Below are 16,368 nucleotides of genomic sequence, written 5' to 3'. Positions count from 1 at the left end.
CGCAGGCACGAGCCACGCACGCAATTCTTCAAGTTTCGCGATCATGGATGGACAAGGCACGGCAAATGGCTCCGAGACAATGGTTCATGCAAACGGCTTCCCCCTTATGAAATTCCGTCGCATTCTCCTTTAGCTTCACCGTTGGGCAGGCGTTGCCGCAGGCTTGATCATTTTGTTTACCGCAGTCACGGGTGGGGCGCTGGTGTTTCGAAACACACAGGACCGGTGACTGAATCCGCATCTTTACCCACAATGGAGCTCCTCCCTTGATAATCACGCGCCCATCTCGATAGCGCTGGACAAAGTGAGCCAGAAATTTCCCTCCATGCGAATCCAGGGCCTCCGCATGCCGCGTGACGGGCAGGATGCGCTGGTCTTGACCGGTGGAAATCTCATGGTGCATTGCGACCCGCAAAACGGCGAGGTGCTTGGCACCCGGCCGCGCAGGGGACTGTGGTGGCAGACGTTTGTAAAACTGCATCTGAACCTCATGCTCGGCTTATGGCTGTGGTGGCCCTTGCGCATCTTCGGATTCCGCAAGGGGGCGGGCTTTCGCCGGTTCAACCTCGATTTGCACAGCGTGGCCGGGTTGTGCTCATCGCTGTTTCTCCTCGTGGTCTGCATCACCGGCCTCACCATGCGGCATCTGCATCTGGAACATCCGCGTTCGCCTGGCTCACATGCGCCCCAGGCTGGAGCAGAACGCATCAGCGCCGACCATGCGGTCCAAGCCGCCGAAAAAGCGCTCCCAGGCGCCAGGGCGGCCGCTGTGGAGATGCCACCGCCGAACCCGCATGCCAACTATCGCATCCAGCTCGCTTTTCCTGAGGATGGTACGCCCGCAGGCCGCAGCGTAGTGTTTGTCGATCAGTGGAGCGGCCAATCGCTCGCCGTTCACAGCGCACGCGAAGGCGGATTCATGGAGCGCTATGACAACCTCCAGCTCTCGCTGCACATCGGGGCCGTGGGTGGCGCAGCCACGCGCTGGATCGCGCTGTTCGTCTGTCTCGCCTTGGTTTTGCAGATCCTCAGCGGCTATGTGCTGTGGTGGAAGCGTGTCGCGTAACTTTTCCCGTCACACGGGGTTTCCCCGTCGCCATGAAATCCCTTCTCGCTCTCGTCTTCACCTCCGTTTCGCTGCATGCCGCCACATCCACCGACTGGCCGCGCTTTCTGGGGCCCACAGGGGCCGCCATCGTCGCAGAGTCAAAGACACCGCTGAAGTGGAGCGACTCGGAGAACATCGTGTGGAAGGCGGAGATGCCCGGCCCGGGTTCATCGAGCCCAGTTGTGTTTGGCGACAAAGTTTTCATCACCTGCTGGACAGGTTATGGCGACAAAGAGGGCGCAAATGACATCGGCAAACTCACGCGGCATCTGGTTTGTCTCAATCGTGCCGATGGCAAGATCGTCTGGGACGCGAAAGTGCCCACCGCAGCCGCCGAAGATCCGTGGCAGGGCTTCATCACCGAGCATGGCTATGCCACACACACGCCGGTGACGGATGGTGAGCATGTGTATGTGTTCTTTGGCAAAAGCGGGGCACTGGCCTTTGACATGACGGGCAAACAGCTCTGGCAGACCTCCTGCGGCACCGGCTCCGGCCGCATGCGCTGGGGTTCGGGCGCGAGTCCGGTTCTGGTGGGCGATCTGCTCATTGTGAACGCCAGCGATGAAGCGCAGGCCATCATCGGCATCGACAAGAAGAGCGGAAAAATTGTATGGAAGGCCGAGGGCGAGTTTGGCATGGCCTACGGCACGCCCAATGTGTTTCAGCGCGAGGGCGTGACCGATCTCGTCATCGCCGTGCCGCAGGAGTTGTGGGGATTGAATCCCGAAACTGGCAAGCTGCGCTGGTATGCCACGCACGGCCTCAGCGGCAACGTTTCTCCCAGCGTCATTCCTGGCGGCGACACCGCGTATGTTTTCGGCGGTTATCCGGCCACGCGCAGCACCGCCATCAAACTCGGCGGTAAGGGCGACATCACGGCCAATGCGATCCTTTGGAGCAGCAACACGAGCTCGTATGTGCCCACGCCCATCCTCAAGGACGGTCATCTTTATGTCGTGAACGACCAGGGCTTCGCCACCTGCATCGACGCCAAGACCGGGGCCGATGTGTATCGTGAGCGTGTCATCGAAAACAATGGCGGTGGTGGAGGCGGACGCCGTGGCGGAGGCAAGCCGTTTTATGCCTCGCCCGTGCTCATTGGCGACAAGCTCGTCTGCGTTTCGCGCAAAAACGGAGCCTACATCCTGGCCGCGAAGCCGAAATACGAGCTCATTGGCCACAACGTGCTCTCGCTCGATGGTTCGCAGTTCAACGGCACGCCAGCGGTCAGTGGAGATCAGCTCCTCCTGCGCAGCGACAAGGCTGTTTACTGCATCGGCATGAAGTAAGACGCGCCACAACGAAAGGCCGTGCCACGGCAAGCGTAGTCATCGGCCCATGACTCGCTCCCTGCTTCTTGCCTTCAGCGCCCTGGCGCTTTTCTCCCTCAATGCCGCCGCCCAAAACATCCGCGCCGGCATCATCGGCCTCGACACCTCGCATGTGCTCGCATTCACGAAGACGCTGAACGCCACGCCGCAGAAGCCGGAAGTGATGGGCGTGCGTGTCGTCGCCGCTTATCCCCAGGGTTCCAAAGACATCCCGTCCAGCACGCAACGTGTGCCGGAATACACCGAAAAAGTGAGGGAACTCGGTGTCGAGATCGTGCCCAGCATCGACGCGTTGCTCGACAAGGTGGACGTCGTCTTCCTGGAGACGAACGACGGCCGCCCACACCTGGAGCAGATTTTGCCCTGTCTTGAGGCGCATAAGCCGGTCTTCATCGACAAGCCAATCGCAGGCTCGCTCGTCGATGCGATCAAAATCTTCGATGCCGCGAAAAAGGCTGGCATCCCGATCTTCTCCTCCTCCTCGCTGCGTTTTGGCAAGTCCACCCTGGCCGTGCGGAATGGCAGCGTGGGCCGTGTCAGCAAAGCAGAGACTACCAGCCCGGCGAGTCTCGAAGAACACCATCCTGATCTCTTCTGGTATGGCATTCACGGCGTGGAATCTCTCTTCACCATCATGGGCACCGGCTGCCAGGGCGTGAAACGCGGCACCACCGCCGACGGCAAGATCACCGTCACCGGCACCTGGGAGGGCGCGCGCACCGGCACCTTTACCGAGTCCAAAGGCTACGGCGGCAAGGCTGTGGGAGACAAGGGTGAGGACGCCACCGTCGGCAAATACGAGGGCTATGATCCCCTGCTCTTCTCCATCGTGCATTTCTTCCGCACTGGCATCACGCCCGTGACGCCGGAGGAGACGCTGGAGATTTATGCCTTCATGGAAGCCGCGGATGAAAGCAAACGCCGCAACGGAGCCGATGTGACGATCAAGGAAGTGATGGACAAGGCGCTAGCCGAGGCGCGTAAATGAGGCAGCGGCGTTGCATGCGTCTCTGCGGTGCATGACACGCGTAAACGATGCTGTTCCGAGGCTTTGTATGTAAGTTTTTCCAGGGAAAACCCGCCCTTTCTTTCCCTCAAAATTGTTTCAACATTCCCGGCGCTGACTCGTCTGTATGGCGTGCCCACGCCCAACGTGCGCATTCCAAAAAACCAACCCAAAACACTCCAATGAACGCTCGCTCTCGCATCTGCACCGCATTCACCTGCGCCAGCATGCTGGCCCCAGGATGGCATCCAGCCCTCGCTGAAACCACACCGCCCAAGGTGAACCCGGCCGAGTTCCAGGCCAAGATCGCCAAGGACACCAGCCCGCTGCCAAACAACGGCCAGCTTCAAATGAGCTACGCCACGGTGGTGGAAAAAATCCTCCCCAGCGTCGTCACCATCTACTCCTCCGCGCCGATCAAGACGCCGGAGATCGATCAGATCCCCCCGCAGCTCCGCCCGTTCTTCTACCGCTTCTTCGGCGCGCCTGAGGATTTCGGCAACGAAGGTGATGAGGAGCAGAGCCCCAATCCCCGCCGGCGCGGCCAGCCCCAGCGCCCGCAGACTCCGCCGGAAGATGAGCAGCACCAGCAGCGCGGTGTCGGCTCGGGTGTCATCATCACCGCCGACGGTTACATCATGACGAACAACCACGTCATCGCCGACGCGAAGAAGATCGAGGTGGCCGTCGATAATGGTGGCAGCACGAAAAATTATACCGCCGAGGTCATCGGCGCAGATCCGCTTACCGACGTGGCACTCATCAAGATCAATGCCATCGGCCTCAAGCCTGCCACACTCGGCGACAGCGCCCAGCTTCGTGTGGGAGACATCGTGCTGGCCGCCGGCGCGCCGATGGAGCTCAGCCGCTCCGTCACGCAGGGCATCGTCAGCGCCCTGGGCCGCAGCAACGAGGGCATCGTCGGCAAAGGACGTGTGCGCGGCTACGAGGACTTCATTCAAACCGACGCCTCCATCAATCCGGGCAACTCCGGCGGACCATTGGTCGATTCCCTGGGCCGCGTCATCGGCATCAGCACCGCGATCTTGTCCCGCTCCGGCATGAACGCGGGCATCGGCTTCGCCATTCCGATCAACATGGCCATGAACATCGTCGAGGACCTGCTCGATGACGGCGCGGTACAGCGCGGTTTCCTCGGCGTACAGATCGCCGATCTCGACTCCGCACTGGCGGACCGCCTCAAGATGAAGGAGCAGGGAGGCGCGGTGGTCATGATGGTCGGCGCGGGTTCGCCTGCTGAAAAAGCCGGCGTGCAGCTTGAGGATGTCATCGTTGCCATCAACGGCCAGAAGGTGGACAGCAGCAGCCGCCTGCGCCTCATCGTCAGCAGCACCAAGCCGGGCACTGCCATCCCCATCGAATTGCTGCGCAACGGCCAGCCCATGACCGTCACCGCCACGCTCGACGCCCTGCCTGAGGAAGCGTTGGCTGAGGTTGGCCCGGGGTCGCGTGGCATCCCGCGTTCCGCCCCTCCGCAGCAGGAAAACACCTCCGAGCTCGTCACCGGCGTCACCGTGCAAAACCTCTCCAAAGCCCTGCGTGAGCGCCACGATGTGCCTGCCGATGTCAATGGCGTCATCGTCACCAAGGTCGATCCTAGCAGCCGTGCCGCCGCCATGGGCGTCGAAGAAGGCGATGTCATCTCCCATGTGAATCGCAAAGCCGTCGCCACCGCCGCTGAGGCCCGCACCCTGGCCAAAGGCAGTGATAAAACCGTCCTCCTCCGCGTCTGGCGCAAAGGCGACACGATGCTGCTTATGATTGGCAACAATTGATGCGCGGTTGATTCTCTAGCCCGCGCACGCCGAATGGTGTGCGCGGGCTTTTTTGTGCCGTGATTTCATGTAAATGGCTCATGACGAGCGCTCCACTTTGCCATTCGACATCCGTCATTCCGCATTCGTCATTCAGCCCATGCTCTACGACGCCCACAATCACCTCCAGGACAAACGTCTCGACCCTTGGCGGGATCAAATCATCGCCGAGATGCCGCAAACCGGCCTCGCCGAGATGGTCGTCAATGGCTCCTGTGAGGAAGACTGGCCTCAAGTCGCCGAACTCGCCCGGCAACACTCATGGATACGCCCCGCTTTCGGCCTGCATCCATGGTACGTCAAAGAACGCGGCCCCGACTGGCTCTCCGCGCTCCGCAGTCATCTTGAGGCCTGCCCAAGCGCTGCTGTTGGCGAGATCGGCCTCGACCGCTGGATTGAAAATCCCGACATCGACGCCCAGCTCGATTGTTTCCGTGCTCAAATGGCCCTCGCGGTCGGATTGGACCGGCCGGCCACGATTCACTGCCTGCGGGCCTTTGGTTTGCTGGATGAAACCCTCCGCTCGATCCCGCTGCCGCGTCGTGGATTTCTGCTGCACTCCTACGGCGGCCCTGCGGAGATGGTGCCCGGCTTCATCAAGCTTGGCGCTTATTTTTCCATCAGCCCGTATTTCGCCCATCCGCGCAAGGCCGCGCAGCTCGCCACCTTCGCCCAAATCCCCCTCCACCGCCTTCTCACCGAGACAGACGCCCCCGACATGTGGCCGCCGGAGGAGCTGAATCCGCATCCGCTCACGTCTGCCAGCGGGGCTGTGTTGAACCATCCCGCCAACCTCTCTGTCAGCTACGACCTCCTCGCCAAACTGCATCGCATTGAGCTTCAGCAGCTCCAGACCGTGATCGCAGCCAATCACCGTGCCCTCTTCGGCGCGGCATAACCTTTCCTTGCACCCTTCATCTGGCCCGCCATCTGCTCTTACATGCCAACCATGCGCAAAACCAAAATCCTCTGCACTCTCGGCCCCGCCACGGAGAGTCCCGAAGTCATTGCCAATCTCATCGCCAAAGGCGCTGACGTCATCCGCTTGAACATGAGCCATGCCTCGCACGATTGGGTGCGCACCGTCTATGCCCGCGTCCGCGAAGCCGCCGCCGCCGCCAAGCGCGAGATCGCCGTGCTCATGGACCTCACCGGCCCCAGCATCCGCACCGGCGATGTCGAGCAGCCCTGGCAGCTTCAGGTCGGCGACACCGTCGAGTTTCGCTGCAAGCCCGAGATTCCCGCCACCACGCAGTACTCCGTCGGAGTGAACTACGCTGAACTCGGCAAGGATCTCAAAGCTGGAGACACCATCATGGTCGATGGCGGCATGATCCAGATCAAGGCCACCGAAGTCTCCATCACCCGCGTCATTGGCACCGTGATGACCAAGGGGGAGATGAAATCCCGCCGCCACATCAATCTCCCCGGCGTCCCCGTGCGCCTGCCTCCCCTCACCCAAAAGGACTACGGCGACCTCGATCTCGGCGTCGAGCTCGGCGTCGATTTCTTCGCCCTCAGCTTCGCGCGCGAGCCCGGCCACATCCAGCATCTCCAGCTCCTGCTCGAACAAAAGCGCAGCAAGGCCCGCGTCATCGCCAAGATCGAAAACCAGCAGGCCATTCAAAACCTCGACGCCCTTGTCGAGGCCAGCGGCGGCATCATGATCGCCCGTGGCGATCTCGGCAGCGAGTGCCCCATCGAGGATCTCCCGCTCATCCAGCGCCAGATCGTCGAGCGCTGCTCCTACCACGGCCGCAAGGTCATCGTCGCCACCCAGATGCTCGAAAGCATGATCGAAAACCCCGTGCCCACCCGCGCCGAGGTCACCGACATCTTCAACGCCGTCATCGAGCAGGTCGATTGCGTCATGCTCAGCGGCGAGACCAGCGTCGGCCGCTATCCGGTGAAATGCGTCGAGGTGCTAGACACCGTCATCAGCCGCATCGAGCAAAAATACCCCTCCGGCCGCTTCGCCAGCGACGCCCCGCTCAAAACCAACAAGCACAAGACCGTCAAGGCCGCCATCCTCCTCGCCAACAGCATCCCCGGCTCCAAGCTGCTCGTCTTCACCCTGCGCGGCGTCATGGCGCATCTCCTGGCCCATCAGCGGCCCGAGTTCGCCCCCATCTTCGCCTTCACGCCGAACCTGCACGTCTCCCGCACCCTCGTCACCGCGCGCGGCGTCCAGCCCTTCGTCCTCCAGTTCACCGAAGGCGAGCCCGAGGCCAGCATCCGCGCCGCCCTCGACCACCTGCGCCAGGAAAACCTCATCAAGCCCGGCGATCCCCTCGTCATCCTCAGCGACGCCCTTTACGACGGCGTCAACGTCGATGCCATCCTGCTGCGGGAGGCGTGATGACGGCGCGCTGCAATCTCCGCCATCGCCTGCCGTATCCATTCCCAACCCGAATGCGACCGCCGCTCCTTACGTTGTTGATCCTGCTCGCCTGCGCCCCGCCGGAGCTTCAGGCCCGGGTCTTCGTCAGCCTCGCCGGAACGCTGCTGGAGGCGGAGATCACCGCCCTGACGGGAGACAACGTCACGCTGCGACGCGCCAACGACAACCTGCCGCTCGTAGTGAAACGCAGCACGCTCTGCAAGGAGGATAACGCCTACATCACCCGCTGGGTGGCGGAAAACCCGGACAAGACCACCACGCCCGCCGCTTCCACGGTCAGCGCTCCTGCGCCCGCGCAAAAATACAACCTGCTTTGCGAGGTGCAGTCCTCCAAAAGCAACCGTGGTCCGCCGGACGGCGGCCAGCGCACCGTCGAAATCTCCTACGCCTTCCATCTGCACAACCGAGAGGTGCAGCGCGATCTTGCAGGCGCCAGCGGCATGATTCTGACCTTGGGCAAAGACGCCACGGGCAGCGGCGGAGATCTCATCGTGCTGCAAAAAGTGCATTTCGACGTCGCCATCCGCGCACAGTCCAAGATCGTGCAATCAACCGAGAAAGTGTTTCTGAGCTACTATCAGGGACAGGGACCGCGCACGGGAGTGCTGCCCCATGGCTACATTCTTTTCATCCTCGACGCCGCCGGAAACGTGTTGCTCTCCCAGTCCAATCCGGTCGGCAACACGAAGTACTTAAAGGAAATTCAAGCCATCAACGAGGTGCCCTGCGTCATTGACCGTGACTTCAAACCGCAGCCCAACGCCCAGGTTCCCTCAGGCTACATCGAGTTCTGAGCCGCTTGGCAGGGCTCACATCCCGCCCTCTTGATACACGCCGTAGTCGGTGTTGATGCCCCACAGGTCATGCCCTGCATTTTCTCCCAGATTTTCCGCCGCCAACAGGCCCATGAGGATGCTGTGGTCCTGATTGTTGTATTTGAAGGCCCCATACCGACCGATGGCCGTGACATGGGCCAGTGCTGACTTCAAATGCTCCACCACCACCGCCAGATCTCGGCGGTAGCCTTTGCGATAAACCGGATAGCACTTCGGAATGCGGATCACCGTGGCATCCAGCACTTGCGCGTCATTGATCAGGCCGGTCGTGCGGATTTCCTTCACCGCCAGCTTTTGCAGCACCTCGGCGCTCATGCCATGCAGCTCGTCGCCGTCCGAGCACCAGTATTCCAGCGCCAGCACGCTCTGACCCGCCGCGCCACGAATGCCCGGCGACCAGTTGCGGAAGTTCGTCACACGTCCCAGTCGCAATTCCGGAGAATGAATGTAGAGCCACTGGTCGGAAAACAAATCCTCACGATCCACCAGCAGGTAAACCAGCAGCGTGTGGCGATAGGCCAGCCCCGTGCATGCGCTGCGCACTTTTTCCGGCAGGTCCGGCAGCGAGGCGCACAACGCCGTCAGTGGCATGGTGGAAATGAGGTGGTCAAAGCGCCGCACCTCGCCGTTTTCGAGTCGCAACGAGTGCCCGTCCTCCGCCATACCTGAAACCGGTGTGGCAAGATTCAATTTCCCACCCAGACGACGAAAACTCGCCGCCATGCGCTCATAGACCGAGCCTGTGCCAGCGGCTGGGTAATCAAACTGATCCACCAGCGTGGCATGCGAGCCATTTTTCAGCCGCAGCATGCCGAGCGCCGCCTCGCCAAGGGAAAATTTCTTGATGCGCTGCGCCGCGAAATCAGCGTCCAGTTCATCGCAGCCGATGCCCCACAGCTTCTCACTGTAGGACTTGAAGAACATCTCATGCAAACGGCGGCCAAACGCGCCCACCACCCACTCCTCGAAACTCTCCGGCTCGTTTTTCCGCCGCAGCTTCTCACCCGCGTAGCTCATGACGCAACGCGCGGCCTGCCACGGCCCCATGTTGACCAGCGCGTTCAGCGGACGCAGCGGATAGTCATAAAACAAGCCGCCAAAATAGATCCGTGTCCGGCGATTGATCACATGGCGGTCCTCACCGGCCATCTCCGTCCAAAAACGCCGCACTTTGTCATCCCGTGTGAAAAACCGATGCGGCCCCAGGTCCACCTTGTGTCCCCACAGCTCAATCGTGCGCGACATGCCACCCACATGCGGCCCTGCCTCGAAAATTTCCACCTCCAGGCCGCGTCTCGCCAGTTCATGCCCGGCGGTCAGCCCGGCCGGCCCCGCGCCGATGATTCCCACGCGCCTCATGCCCTCGCCGCCTTTCCGCGCGAGAGTTTCGGCAGCAGCAGGCAAATGCCTGCCACGAGCATGATCACCGTCGGCACATGAATCTGCCACCGCGCCGTCGGCATGATCTGATAAAGCACCCAGCCCGCAGGAATGCCCAGCAACGCGATGCACAGCGATCTCCGCCCTGCCAGCAACGCGCAGGCAAACACGCTGAGCACGAGCAGATCATTGTACGGATTGCGATAAGCCGGCAGGAACCAGTCCATCAAAAACGCCCAAGCCATGAGACCGGACATCAGTTCCATCACATCCGCCTGCCTGCGGCTCCACCACCACACGCCGACGCCTAGAGCCAGCGCCAGTCCCAGCGGCCAGTCAGGGAAATTCAGAATGCCCTGCCCTTTCAAAATACGGATGATCGAGGAGTCCGCGTACTGCCGCACATGATAACGCGCCAGCGTGTCCAGCTCGATGCCCTCAATCGTGGCCGGATAAGTCTCAGCAGGCGGCCGTGGCCGGTCCCCCTGCCGGTGCAGCGCCGACCACTCCTTCATGGCGCTCAGATAATCCTGCCAGATGCCGCCACGCAGCGCCATCGGCAGCAGCGCGAAGATCATCGAGCTGATCAAAGCCGCTCGCCACTGCGCCCGGTCACGCAAACCAATGAACGGCGCGAGCAGCAGCAGCAGCGGCGGACGCACGCATAGCAGCAGCCCCGCCACCACACCGGCCCAGTTCGGACGCTTTGAGTGCGTCAGCGCAACCCACAGCGACAGCAGAAAAACCAGCACCACATACATCTGCCCACGATCCACATGATGCTTCCACGCCAGCGTGTGGCTGAAGCCCGCCACCATCGCCGCCCAAGCCCAACGCTTCCATCCCGGCGTCAGCAGCCGCCACCAGACCACTCCCGTGCCGAGCAGGCAGGCCCACTCGATCAATAACCATGCCGTCTGTGCCGTGTCATACGAAAGCGCGGCCAGTGGCAGCATCAAAAACAAATAGGTCGGCGTCACCGTCGTCTGGCTCACCGTGACCGCCAGGTTGTTGTAGGGATCACACAGCTCCTCCGCCGCCCCACGCCGCCATTTGTAGTGAAACGGGTCCAGTCCCTCCGCCATCACGCGCGCACCAGTGATGCGGTTGCGATAATCAATCGAGCCACCGGTCGTCACCAGCTTCCAGTCCCCGAAAAAACTCACCATCAGCGCCCCGGCCAGCGCCAGCACGGCCAGCAGGCGCAGGAGTTCGGAGCGTTCGTTGGAGTTGTCGGACATGAGGCCGCCTAGACTTCAACTCGCCGTCTTGAAGTCAAGCCGGGCCTTCATTCCTTCGTGACCGTCTCGTCCAGGTTCAGCAGCATCAGGCACAGGCTCGTCCAGGACGCGTGTTGAGCGGGATCAAGCGACTCGTCTCGCTTTGACTCCCCCACCGCGAGCAGTTTGAGCGTCGCCGCACGATCAGCGCTCTGCTGTGCGCGCAATTTGCCAAGCTGCTGCTTCAGCAGCGCTTTTTCGGCCCCTGAGGGCAGGCGGCATGTCACCAACCGAAACGCCTGCTCCAGCGCCGCATCTTCATTGCCTCGATTCGCCAGCAGCACCCGCTGCGCCAGCGCACGCGCCGCTTCGACGTAGGTGGTGTCATTCAGCGTCACCAGCGCTTGCAGCGGTGTGTTCGTGCGCGTCGTCTTCACCGCGCACACCTGCCGCGCCGCGTTGTCGAACAGCATCGTCGGTCCCACGATGCGCCGCCAGAAGGTGTACAGCGTGCGGCGATAAAGCGAGTCACCGTGATCCTGCACGTAGCTTTTCTTCCCAAACGTCGCCTCCTCCCAGATGCCCTCTGGCTGATACGGTTTCACCGAAGGGCCGCCGAGTTGCTCCTTCATCAAGCCGGACACAAACAGCGCATGATCCCGAATCATCCACGACGGCATGCGAAAACGCGGCCCACGCGCCAGATAGCGATTCTCGGGGTCAACCTGCGCATCCGCCACCTTCGACGATTGCTGATACGTCTCACTCGTCACGATCAACCGCATCAACGCCTTCACATCCCAGCCGCTCTCGATGAATTCCGCCGCCAACCAGTCGAGCAGTTCGCGATGCATCGGAATCTCGCCCTGCACACCGAAGTCCTCCGCCGTTTTGACCAGTCCCACGCCAAAAATCGCCTGCCAGAAGCGATTCACCGTGACACGCGCCGTCAGCGGATTATCTCGGCTCACGATCCATTGCGCGAGACCGAGCCGATTCTTCGGCGCGTCCTTCTCCATCGCCGGAAGGCCCGCTGGAACCGAGAAACTGACCTTCGTGGTCGTCGGCTTGTCATACGCGCCTTTCTCCAACGCAAACGTCTCACGGGGCTGCGGCAGCGTGTCCATCACCATGACCTTGGTGACACCATTCGTGGCTGAAACCTTCTCCCGCACAGCGGCGAGGAGCTTCTGCAGCAGTTTTGAATACGCAGTGTCCTTGTCCTTGAAGTAGCTCACCGCCTCCAGCAGCGGATCGACGCCACGATTCTTCGGCTCCGTCTTTGCGATGTAGCTTGGCAGATTGCCCGGCAGCTTGATCGCATCGGATTCAGTGAGCGGCTTGCCTGCGGCACGCGGGAACTTCGTCAGTTCAAACGTCTCCACCTCCTTAGCGATGGCATCCACCTTTGCCGTGGCCTTCTTCACGCGCTCCAACTCCGATGGCGTCGAAATGTCCATCGCTGGAGCCGCCTGGCCGCTGCGACCTCTGCCATCCTCGCTGGTCTGGTTGAAGACATCGTAGAGCGCGTAGTAGTCGCGCATCGTCAGCGGGTCGAATTTGTGATCGTGGCACTTCGAGCAGCCCATCGTCAGGCCCAGCCATACCGTGCTGGTCGTTTCCACGCGATCCATCACATTTTCCACCCGCGTCTCCTCGGCGATGCGGCCGCCCTCGCCGTTGATCATGTGATTGCGATTGAATCCCGTCGCCAGTTTCTGCTCCTGCGTGGCCTGCGGCAGCAAATCGCCCGCAAGTTGCCAGATCGTGAACTGATCGTAGCGCATGTTCGCGTTGATCGCTTTCACCACCCAGTCCCGCCACGGCCACATCGTGCGCTCGGGATCGCCCTGGTAGCCGTTTGTGTCCGCATATCGTGCAGCATCCAGCCAGTCCCAGGCCCAGCGCTCCCCAAATTGCGGACTCGCCATCAACCGCTCTATCGCTTTCTCATAAGGTTCGCTCATCTCTTCCGACGTCGGCGGCAATCCAATCAAATCCAACGACACACGCCGCAACAACGTCTCCGCCTCTGCCTGCGGAGACGGCTTCATCCCCTTCTCCGCCAGTTTTGCCCGCACAAAGGCATCAATGGGGTTCTTCGCGCCATTTGCCGGCACCTTCGTCCGCTCAATCCGCTCAAACGCCCAATGCTTGCCCCATTTCGCGCCTTCGTCGATCCACTGCTTGAGAAGCTGCTTCTGCGCCTCGGTCAGCTTGCGGTTGCTCTTCGGCGTTGGCATCACCTCATCGGGGTCAGCGCTAAAAATCCGCTCAATGAGCAAGCTCTCGTGACTTTTGCCCGCCACGACCGCCTTGGCGGCCTTTGCTTCCTTTTCCACATCCAGCCGCAGATCGCCTTTGCGCTCGTTCGCGTCCTGACCGTGGCAATGATAGCAGTTCTCCGAGAGGATCGGCTGGATGTCGCGCGAGAACTCAATCGTCGCTGCTGAAAGCGCGGAGTTGAAACTGATGAGGAGGCAAAGAAGACGCATGATCGGAGGCAGAAACCATACGAAGCCATCAGGTTCACTGTTGCCAAGCATGCATGGCCGAACCTAGCATGCCCCATGCACATCCCGACCATCATCGAGCGCAAGCGCGACGGCGGAGTCCTCAGCGATGAGGAAATCCACGCCATCATCGCCGCATTCACGCGTGGGGACATGCCGGAGTATCAGATGAGCTCGCTGGCCATGGCGATCTTCTTTCGTGGCATGACGCCGGAGGAAACCGCTGCGCTCACCGACGCCATGCTGCACAGCGGCACCATGCTCGCATGGAACGAACACGATCCCATCCGCGTCGATAAACACAGCACCGGCGGCATTGGCGACAAAACCTCACTCGTCCTCGCCCCGCTGCTCGCCTGCGACGGCGTCTGGGTGCCGATGATCTCCGGCCGTGGCCTCGGCATCACCGGCGGCACGCTCGACAAGCTTGAAAGCATCCCCGGCTTCCGCACGCAGCTCAACGAGGTCGAAATCCACAGCGTCATCGATCAGGTCGGCTGCGCCATGATCGGCCAGACCGCCGGCATCTGCCCTGCCGACAAAAAACTCTACGCCCTGCGCGATGTCACCGGCACCGTGCCCAGCATCCCGCTCATCACCGCGAGCATCATGAGCAAAAAACTCGCCGAAGGCCTCAACCGCCTCGTCCTCGACGTCAAATACGGCAGCGGCGCCTTCATGAAAACCGAGGAGCAGGCGCATGAACTCGCGCAAAGCATGGTCCGCGTCGGCAACGCCCTCGGCGTGCGTTCCAGCGTGCGATTGAGCGCCATGAACGAACCCACCGGCGAATCCGCTGGCAACGCCCTCGAAGTGGCCGAATGCGTGCGCTGCCTCCAAGGTGGTGGTCCGCAGGACTTGGAGGACATCGTGCTCGATCTCGCCTCCGCCGTCGCCATTTCACCACGCGTTGATTTGCAAAAGATGCTCCATCGCGGCGATGCGTGGCGCAAATTCCAGCAAATAGTCGCCTTGCAGGGCGGTAACGTCGAGGCGCTCGAAAAAATCACCTCCGTGCATCGCGCCCCGTTCATCGGCGAATTCAAATCACCCGCCAGCGGCATCCTGCAACGCATGGACGCCGGCGGCATCGGCCACGTCGTGCTCGAACTCGGTGCCGGCCGCTCCAAAGCCGCCGATCCCGTCGATTTCGCCGTCGGCTGCGATCAAATCGCCAAAACCGGCACCCAGGTCCGTGCAGGCGATGTGCTGCTCCGCATTCACGCCCGCACGAAAGCTGCGCTGGCTCGCGCGTTGGACGATTTGCCGCAGCACATCGATATTGTTTAACGTTTTTCTCCCATGAACCGCCGCCGTTTCCTCCAGACCACCGCCGCTCTCGCCGCAATCCATGAATCCGCCCAGGCAGCACCGCCTGCGACGCGCATCATCGACACGCACACGCATTTCTACGATCCCTCGCGTCCCGGCGGTGTGCCGTGGCCAGGGAAAGGCACCAAGCTCTATCGCACCGTGCTGCCCGCCGACTGGCTTGCCGTCGCAGCGCCGCATGGCGTGAAGGAAACGGTCATCGTCGAGGCCAGTCCGCTGGTGGAGGACAACCAGTGGATTCTCGATCTCGCCGCGAAGGAGAAGTGCATCGTCGGCTTCGTCGGTCATCTCGATCCTGGGGCCGAGTTTGCCGCGAACTTGAAGCGCTTCGCCGCGAATCCGATCTTCCGGGGCATTCGCTGGAGCGGCGCGTTCCTGCTCGATGAGGCGAAACGCGACTCCGTCATCGCAGGAGCCAAGTTGCTCGCTGAGCACGGTCTCGAACTCGATTTGAACGGCGCACCGGCCTACCTGCCGAACGCGGCCAAACTGGCTGCTGATCTTCCTGACCTGCGCGTCCTCATCAATCACCTCGGTGCCTCCGGCGATCCGCAGGCTTTGAAACCCGAGTGGAAGGAGAACATCCGCATCGTCGCGAAGCAGCCGAACGTTTTCATGAAAGTTTCCGCGCTCGTCGAGCAGGTGAAGTGTGAACCCGGCCAGGCACCGCGCGACACCGCCTACTACCTGCCCATTCTCGATCACCTCTGGGAAACCTTCGGCCCCGACCGCCTCATCTACGGCAGCAACTGGCCCGTGTCCGACAAAGGCGCTCCGTATGACGTCGTCTTCAAGATCGTGGACGAATACTTCCGCTCCAAAGGCAGCGAGGCATGCGAGAAGTACTTCTGGAAGAACTCACTCGCGGCGTATCGCTGGATCAATCGTTCCGGCAAGGATGCTACTAAACAGGTTTTCATAGACGTTGGAGGGAGACTCAGCGGCCCCGTTCCTTGGTCCAAGGGTTTAACAGCATTGAAAGCCGTCGCCATAGCGGGAGGCTTCTTTTGGAAGGCTCCTCGCAAACTGCAAATCATCAGAGGTGGTAAAACCATGACCTTTGATGTTAAAGAACTCACTCGTGATCCGATTAAAGATGTGCCCGTCGAACCAGACGACATCATTCGTGTTCCTAGTGAATGAGTTACATCACCATGCACCTCGTCCTCGAACGCGTCTCCGAAGCATGCGACAAGTACTTCTGGAAGAAGTCTCTCGCGGCGTATCGCTGGATCGAGCGGAAATAGATGCCCCCGGCACTTGCCGACTCCCAAGCCCAACGGCCTTCCAAAAACGACAACGGGGACAAGGCATCAAATCGCCTTGGAGCCCTTATTCTATCAGGTTCCCATGCTGTTCCGGGAGTCTTGGTTGACAGCTCAACCGAGGATATGCATGACAAA

At 61.3% G+C, this 16,368-nt stretch carries 12 protein-coding genes; 9 read left to right on the top strand and 3 right to left on the bottom strand.

Features of this window, described 5'->3' with window-relative positions:
• Positions 1 to 325: 325 nt before the first annotated feature.
• From ACILSI_RS09880 to ACILSI_RS09850, 7 genes are all read left to right on the top strand, one after another.
• A complete protein-coding gene (locus ACILSI_RS09880; RefSeq protein ID WP_395721710.1) occupies positions 326 to 1,066 on the top strand; it encodes a PepSY-associated TM helix domain-containing protein in 741 nt (246 codons plus the stop codon).
• A gap of 32 nt (positions 1,067 to 1,098) precedes the next feature.
• Positions 1,099 to 2,400 (top strand): PQQ-binding-like beta-propeller repeat protein, encoded by a 1,302-nt coding sequence (locus tag ACILSI_RS09875; RefSeq protein WP_395721709.1) that lies wholly within the window; start codon positions 1,099 to 1,101, stop codon positions 2,398 to 2,400.
• Between the two features lie 49 nt (positions 2,401 to 2,449).
• Positions 2,450 to 3,430, top strand: a complete 981-nt coding sequence (locus ACILSI_RS09870; RefSeq protein ID WP_395721708.1) for a Gfo/Idh/MocA family protein — start codon at positions 2,450 to 2,452, stop codon at positions 3,428 to 3,430.
• 200 nt (positions 3,431 to 3,630) lie between these two features.
• On the top strand, positions 3,631 to 5,244 hold the full coding sequence (locus ACILSI_RS09865; protein ID WP_395721707.1) for a Do family serine endopeptidase: 1,614 nt from the start codon (positions 3,631 to 3,633) through the stop codon (positions 5,242 to 5,244).
• Positions 5,245 to 5,383: 139 nt separating this feature from the next.
• Complete coding sequence (locus ACILSI_RS09860; RefSeq protein WP_395721706.1) at positions 5,384 to 6,181, top strand: TatD family hydrolase; 798 nt, start codon at positions 5,384 to 5,386, stop codon at positions 6,179 to 6,181.
• Positions 6,182 to 6,232: 51 nt separating this feature from the next.
• Entirely contained in the window at positions 6,233 to 7,642 is a 1,410-nt protein-coding gene (pyk, locus tag ACILSI_RS09855; protein ID WP_395721705.1) for a pyruvate kinase, read from the top strand.
• A 53-nt stretch (positions 7,643 to 7,695) separates the two neighbouring features.
• Positions 7,696 to 8,478, top strand: coding sequence for a hypothetical protein (locus ACILSI_RS09850; protein WP_395721704.1), 783 nt, complete (start codon positions 7,696 to 7,698; stop codon positions 8,476 to 8,478).
• 15 nt (positions 8,479 to 8,493) lie between these two features.
• Here the strand turns inward: ACILSI_RS09850 and ACILSI_RS09845 are convergent, their stop codons facing one another.
• From ACILSI_RS09845 to ACILSI_RS09835, 3 genes are read right to left on the bottom strand one after another with little or no spacing between them, the layout of a single operon-like run.
• Positions 8,494 to 9,879, bottom strand: a complete 1,386-nt coding sequence (locus ACILSI_RS09845; protein WP_395721703.1) for an FAD-dependent oxidoreductase — start codon at positions 9,877 to 9,879, stop codon at positions 8,494 to 8,496.
• Complete coding sequence (locus ACILSI_RS09840; protein WP_395721702.1) at positions 9,876 to 11,141, bottom strand: glycosyltransferase family 87 protein; 1,266 nt, start codon at positions 11,139 to 11,141, stop codon at positions 9,876 to 9,878. The genes ACILSI_RS09845 and ACILSI_RS09840 overlap by 4 nt, the downstream gene beginning before the upstream one ends.
• A 47-nt stretch (positions 11,142 to 11,188) precedes the next feature.
• The gene (locus tag ACILSI_RS09835; protein WP_395721701.1) at positions 11,189 to 13,615 is read right to left on the bottom strand and encodes a PSD1 and planctomycete cytochrome C domain-containing protein; all 2,427 of its coding nucleotides are present in this window, start codon (positions 13,613 to 13,615) and stop codon (positions 11,189 to 11,191) included.
• Positions 13,616 to 13,690: 75 nt separating this feature from the next.
• Here ACILSI_RS09835 and ACILSI_RS09830 point away from each other — a divergent pair, with 75 nt between their 5' ends.
• Together ACILSI_RS09830 and ACILSI_RS09825 are read left to right on the top strand one after the other, a co-directional pair.
• Positions 13,691 to 14,923, top strand: coding sequence for a thymidine phosphorylase (locus tag ACILSI_RS09830; protein WP_395721700.1), 1,233 nt, complete (start codon positions 13,691 to 13,693; stop codon positions 14,921 to 14,923).
• A 12-nt stretch (positions 14,924 to 14,935) separates the two neighbouring features.
• Complete coding sequence (locus ACILSI_RS09825) at positions 14,936 to 16,108, top strand: amidohydrolase family protein (protein WP_395721699.1); 1,173 nt, start codon at positions 14,936 to 14,938, stop codon at positions 16,106 to 16,108.
• The last annotated feature ends 260 nt before the right edge of the window (positions 16,109 to 16,368 follow it).

Origin of the sequence: Prosthecobacter sp., assembly GCF_044232965.1 — a bacterium.
Classification (GTDB): domain Bacteria; phylum Verrucomicrobiota; class Verrucomicrobiia; order Verrucomicrobiales; family Verrucomicrobiaceae; genus Prosthecobacter.
This window is presented reverse-complemented; position numbering and strand designations above follow the sequence as displayed.

Bases quoted from the DNA above. Each gene is read 5' to 3' on its own strand.
- ACILSI_RS09880 (WP_395721710.1), top strand. From the start codon at position 326: ATGCGAATCCAGGGCCTCCGCATGCCGCGTGACGGGCAGGATGCGCTG.
- ACILSI_RS09875 (WP_395721709.1), top strand. From the start codon at position 1,099: ATGAAATCCCTTCTCGCTCTCGTCTTCACCTCCGTTTCGCTGCATGCC.
- ACILSI_RS09870 (WP_395721708.1), top strand. From the start codon at position 2,450: ATGACTCGCTCCCTGCTTCTTGCCTTCAGCGCCCTGGCGCTTTTCTCC.
- ACILSI_RS09865 (WP_395721707.1), top strand. From the start codon at position 3,631: ATGAACGCTCGCTCTCGCATCTGCACCGCATTCACCTGCGCCAGCATG.
- ACILSI_RS09860 (WP_395721706.1), top strand. From the start codon at position 5,384: ATGCTCTACGACGCCCACAATCACCTCCAGGACAAACGTCTCGACCCT.
- pyk (WP_395721705.1), top strand. From the start codon at position 6,233: ATGCGCAAAACCAAAATCCTCTGCACTCTCGGCCCCGCCACGGAGAGT.
- ACILSI_RS09850 (WP_395721704.1), top strand. From the start codon at position 7,696: ATGCGACCGCCGCTCCTTACGTTGTTGATCCTGCTCGCCTGCGCCCCG.
- ACILSI_RS09845 (WP_395721703.1), bottom strand. From the start codon at position 9,879: ATGAGGCGCGTGGGAATCATCGGCGCGGGGCCGGCCGGGCTGACCGCC.
- ACILSI_RS09840 (WP_395721702.1), bottom strand. From the start codon at position 11,141: ATGTCCGACAACTCCAACGAACGCTCCGAACTCCTGCGCCTGCTGGCC.
- ACILSI_RS09835 (WP_395721701.1), bottom strand. From the start codon at position 13,615: ATGCGTCTTCTTTGCCTCCTCATCAGTTTCAACTCCGCGCTTTCAGCA.
- ACILSI_RS09830 (WP_395721700.1), top strand. From the start codon at position 13,691: ATGCACATCCCGACCATCATCGAGCGCAAGCGCGACGGCGGAGTCCTC.
- ACILSI_RS09825 (WP_395721699.1), top strand. From the start codon at position 14,936: ATGAACCGCCGCCGTTTCCTCCAGACCACCGCCGCTCTCGCCGCAATC.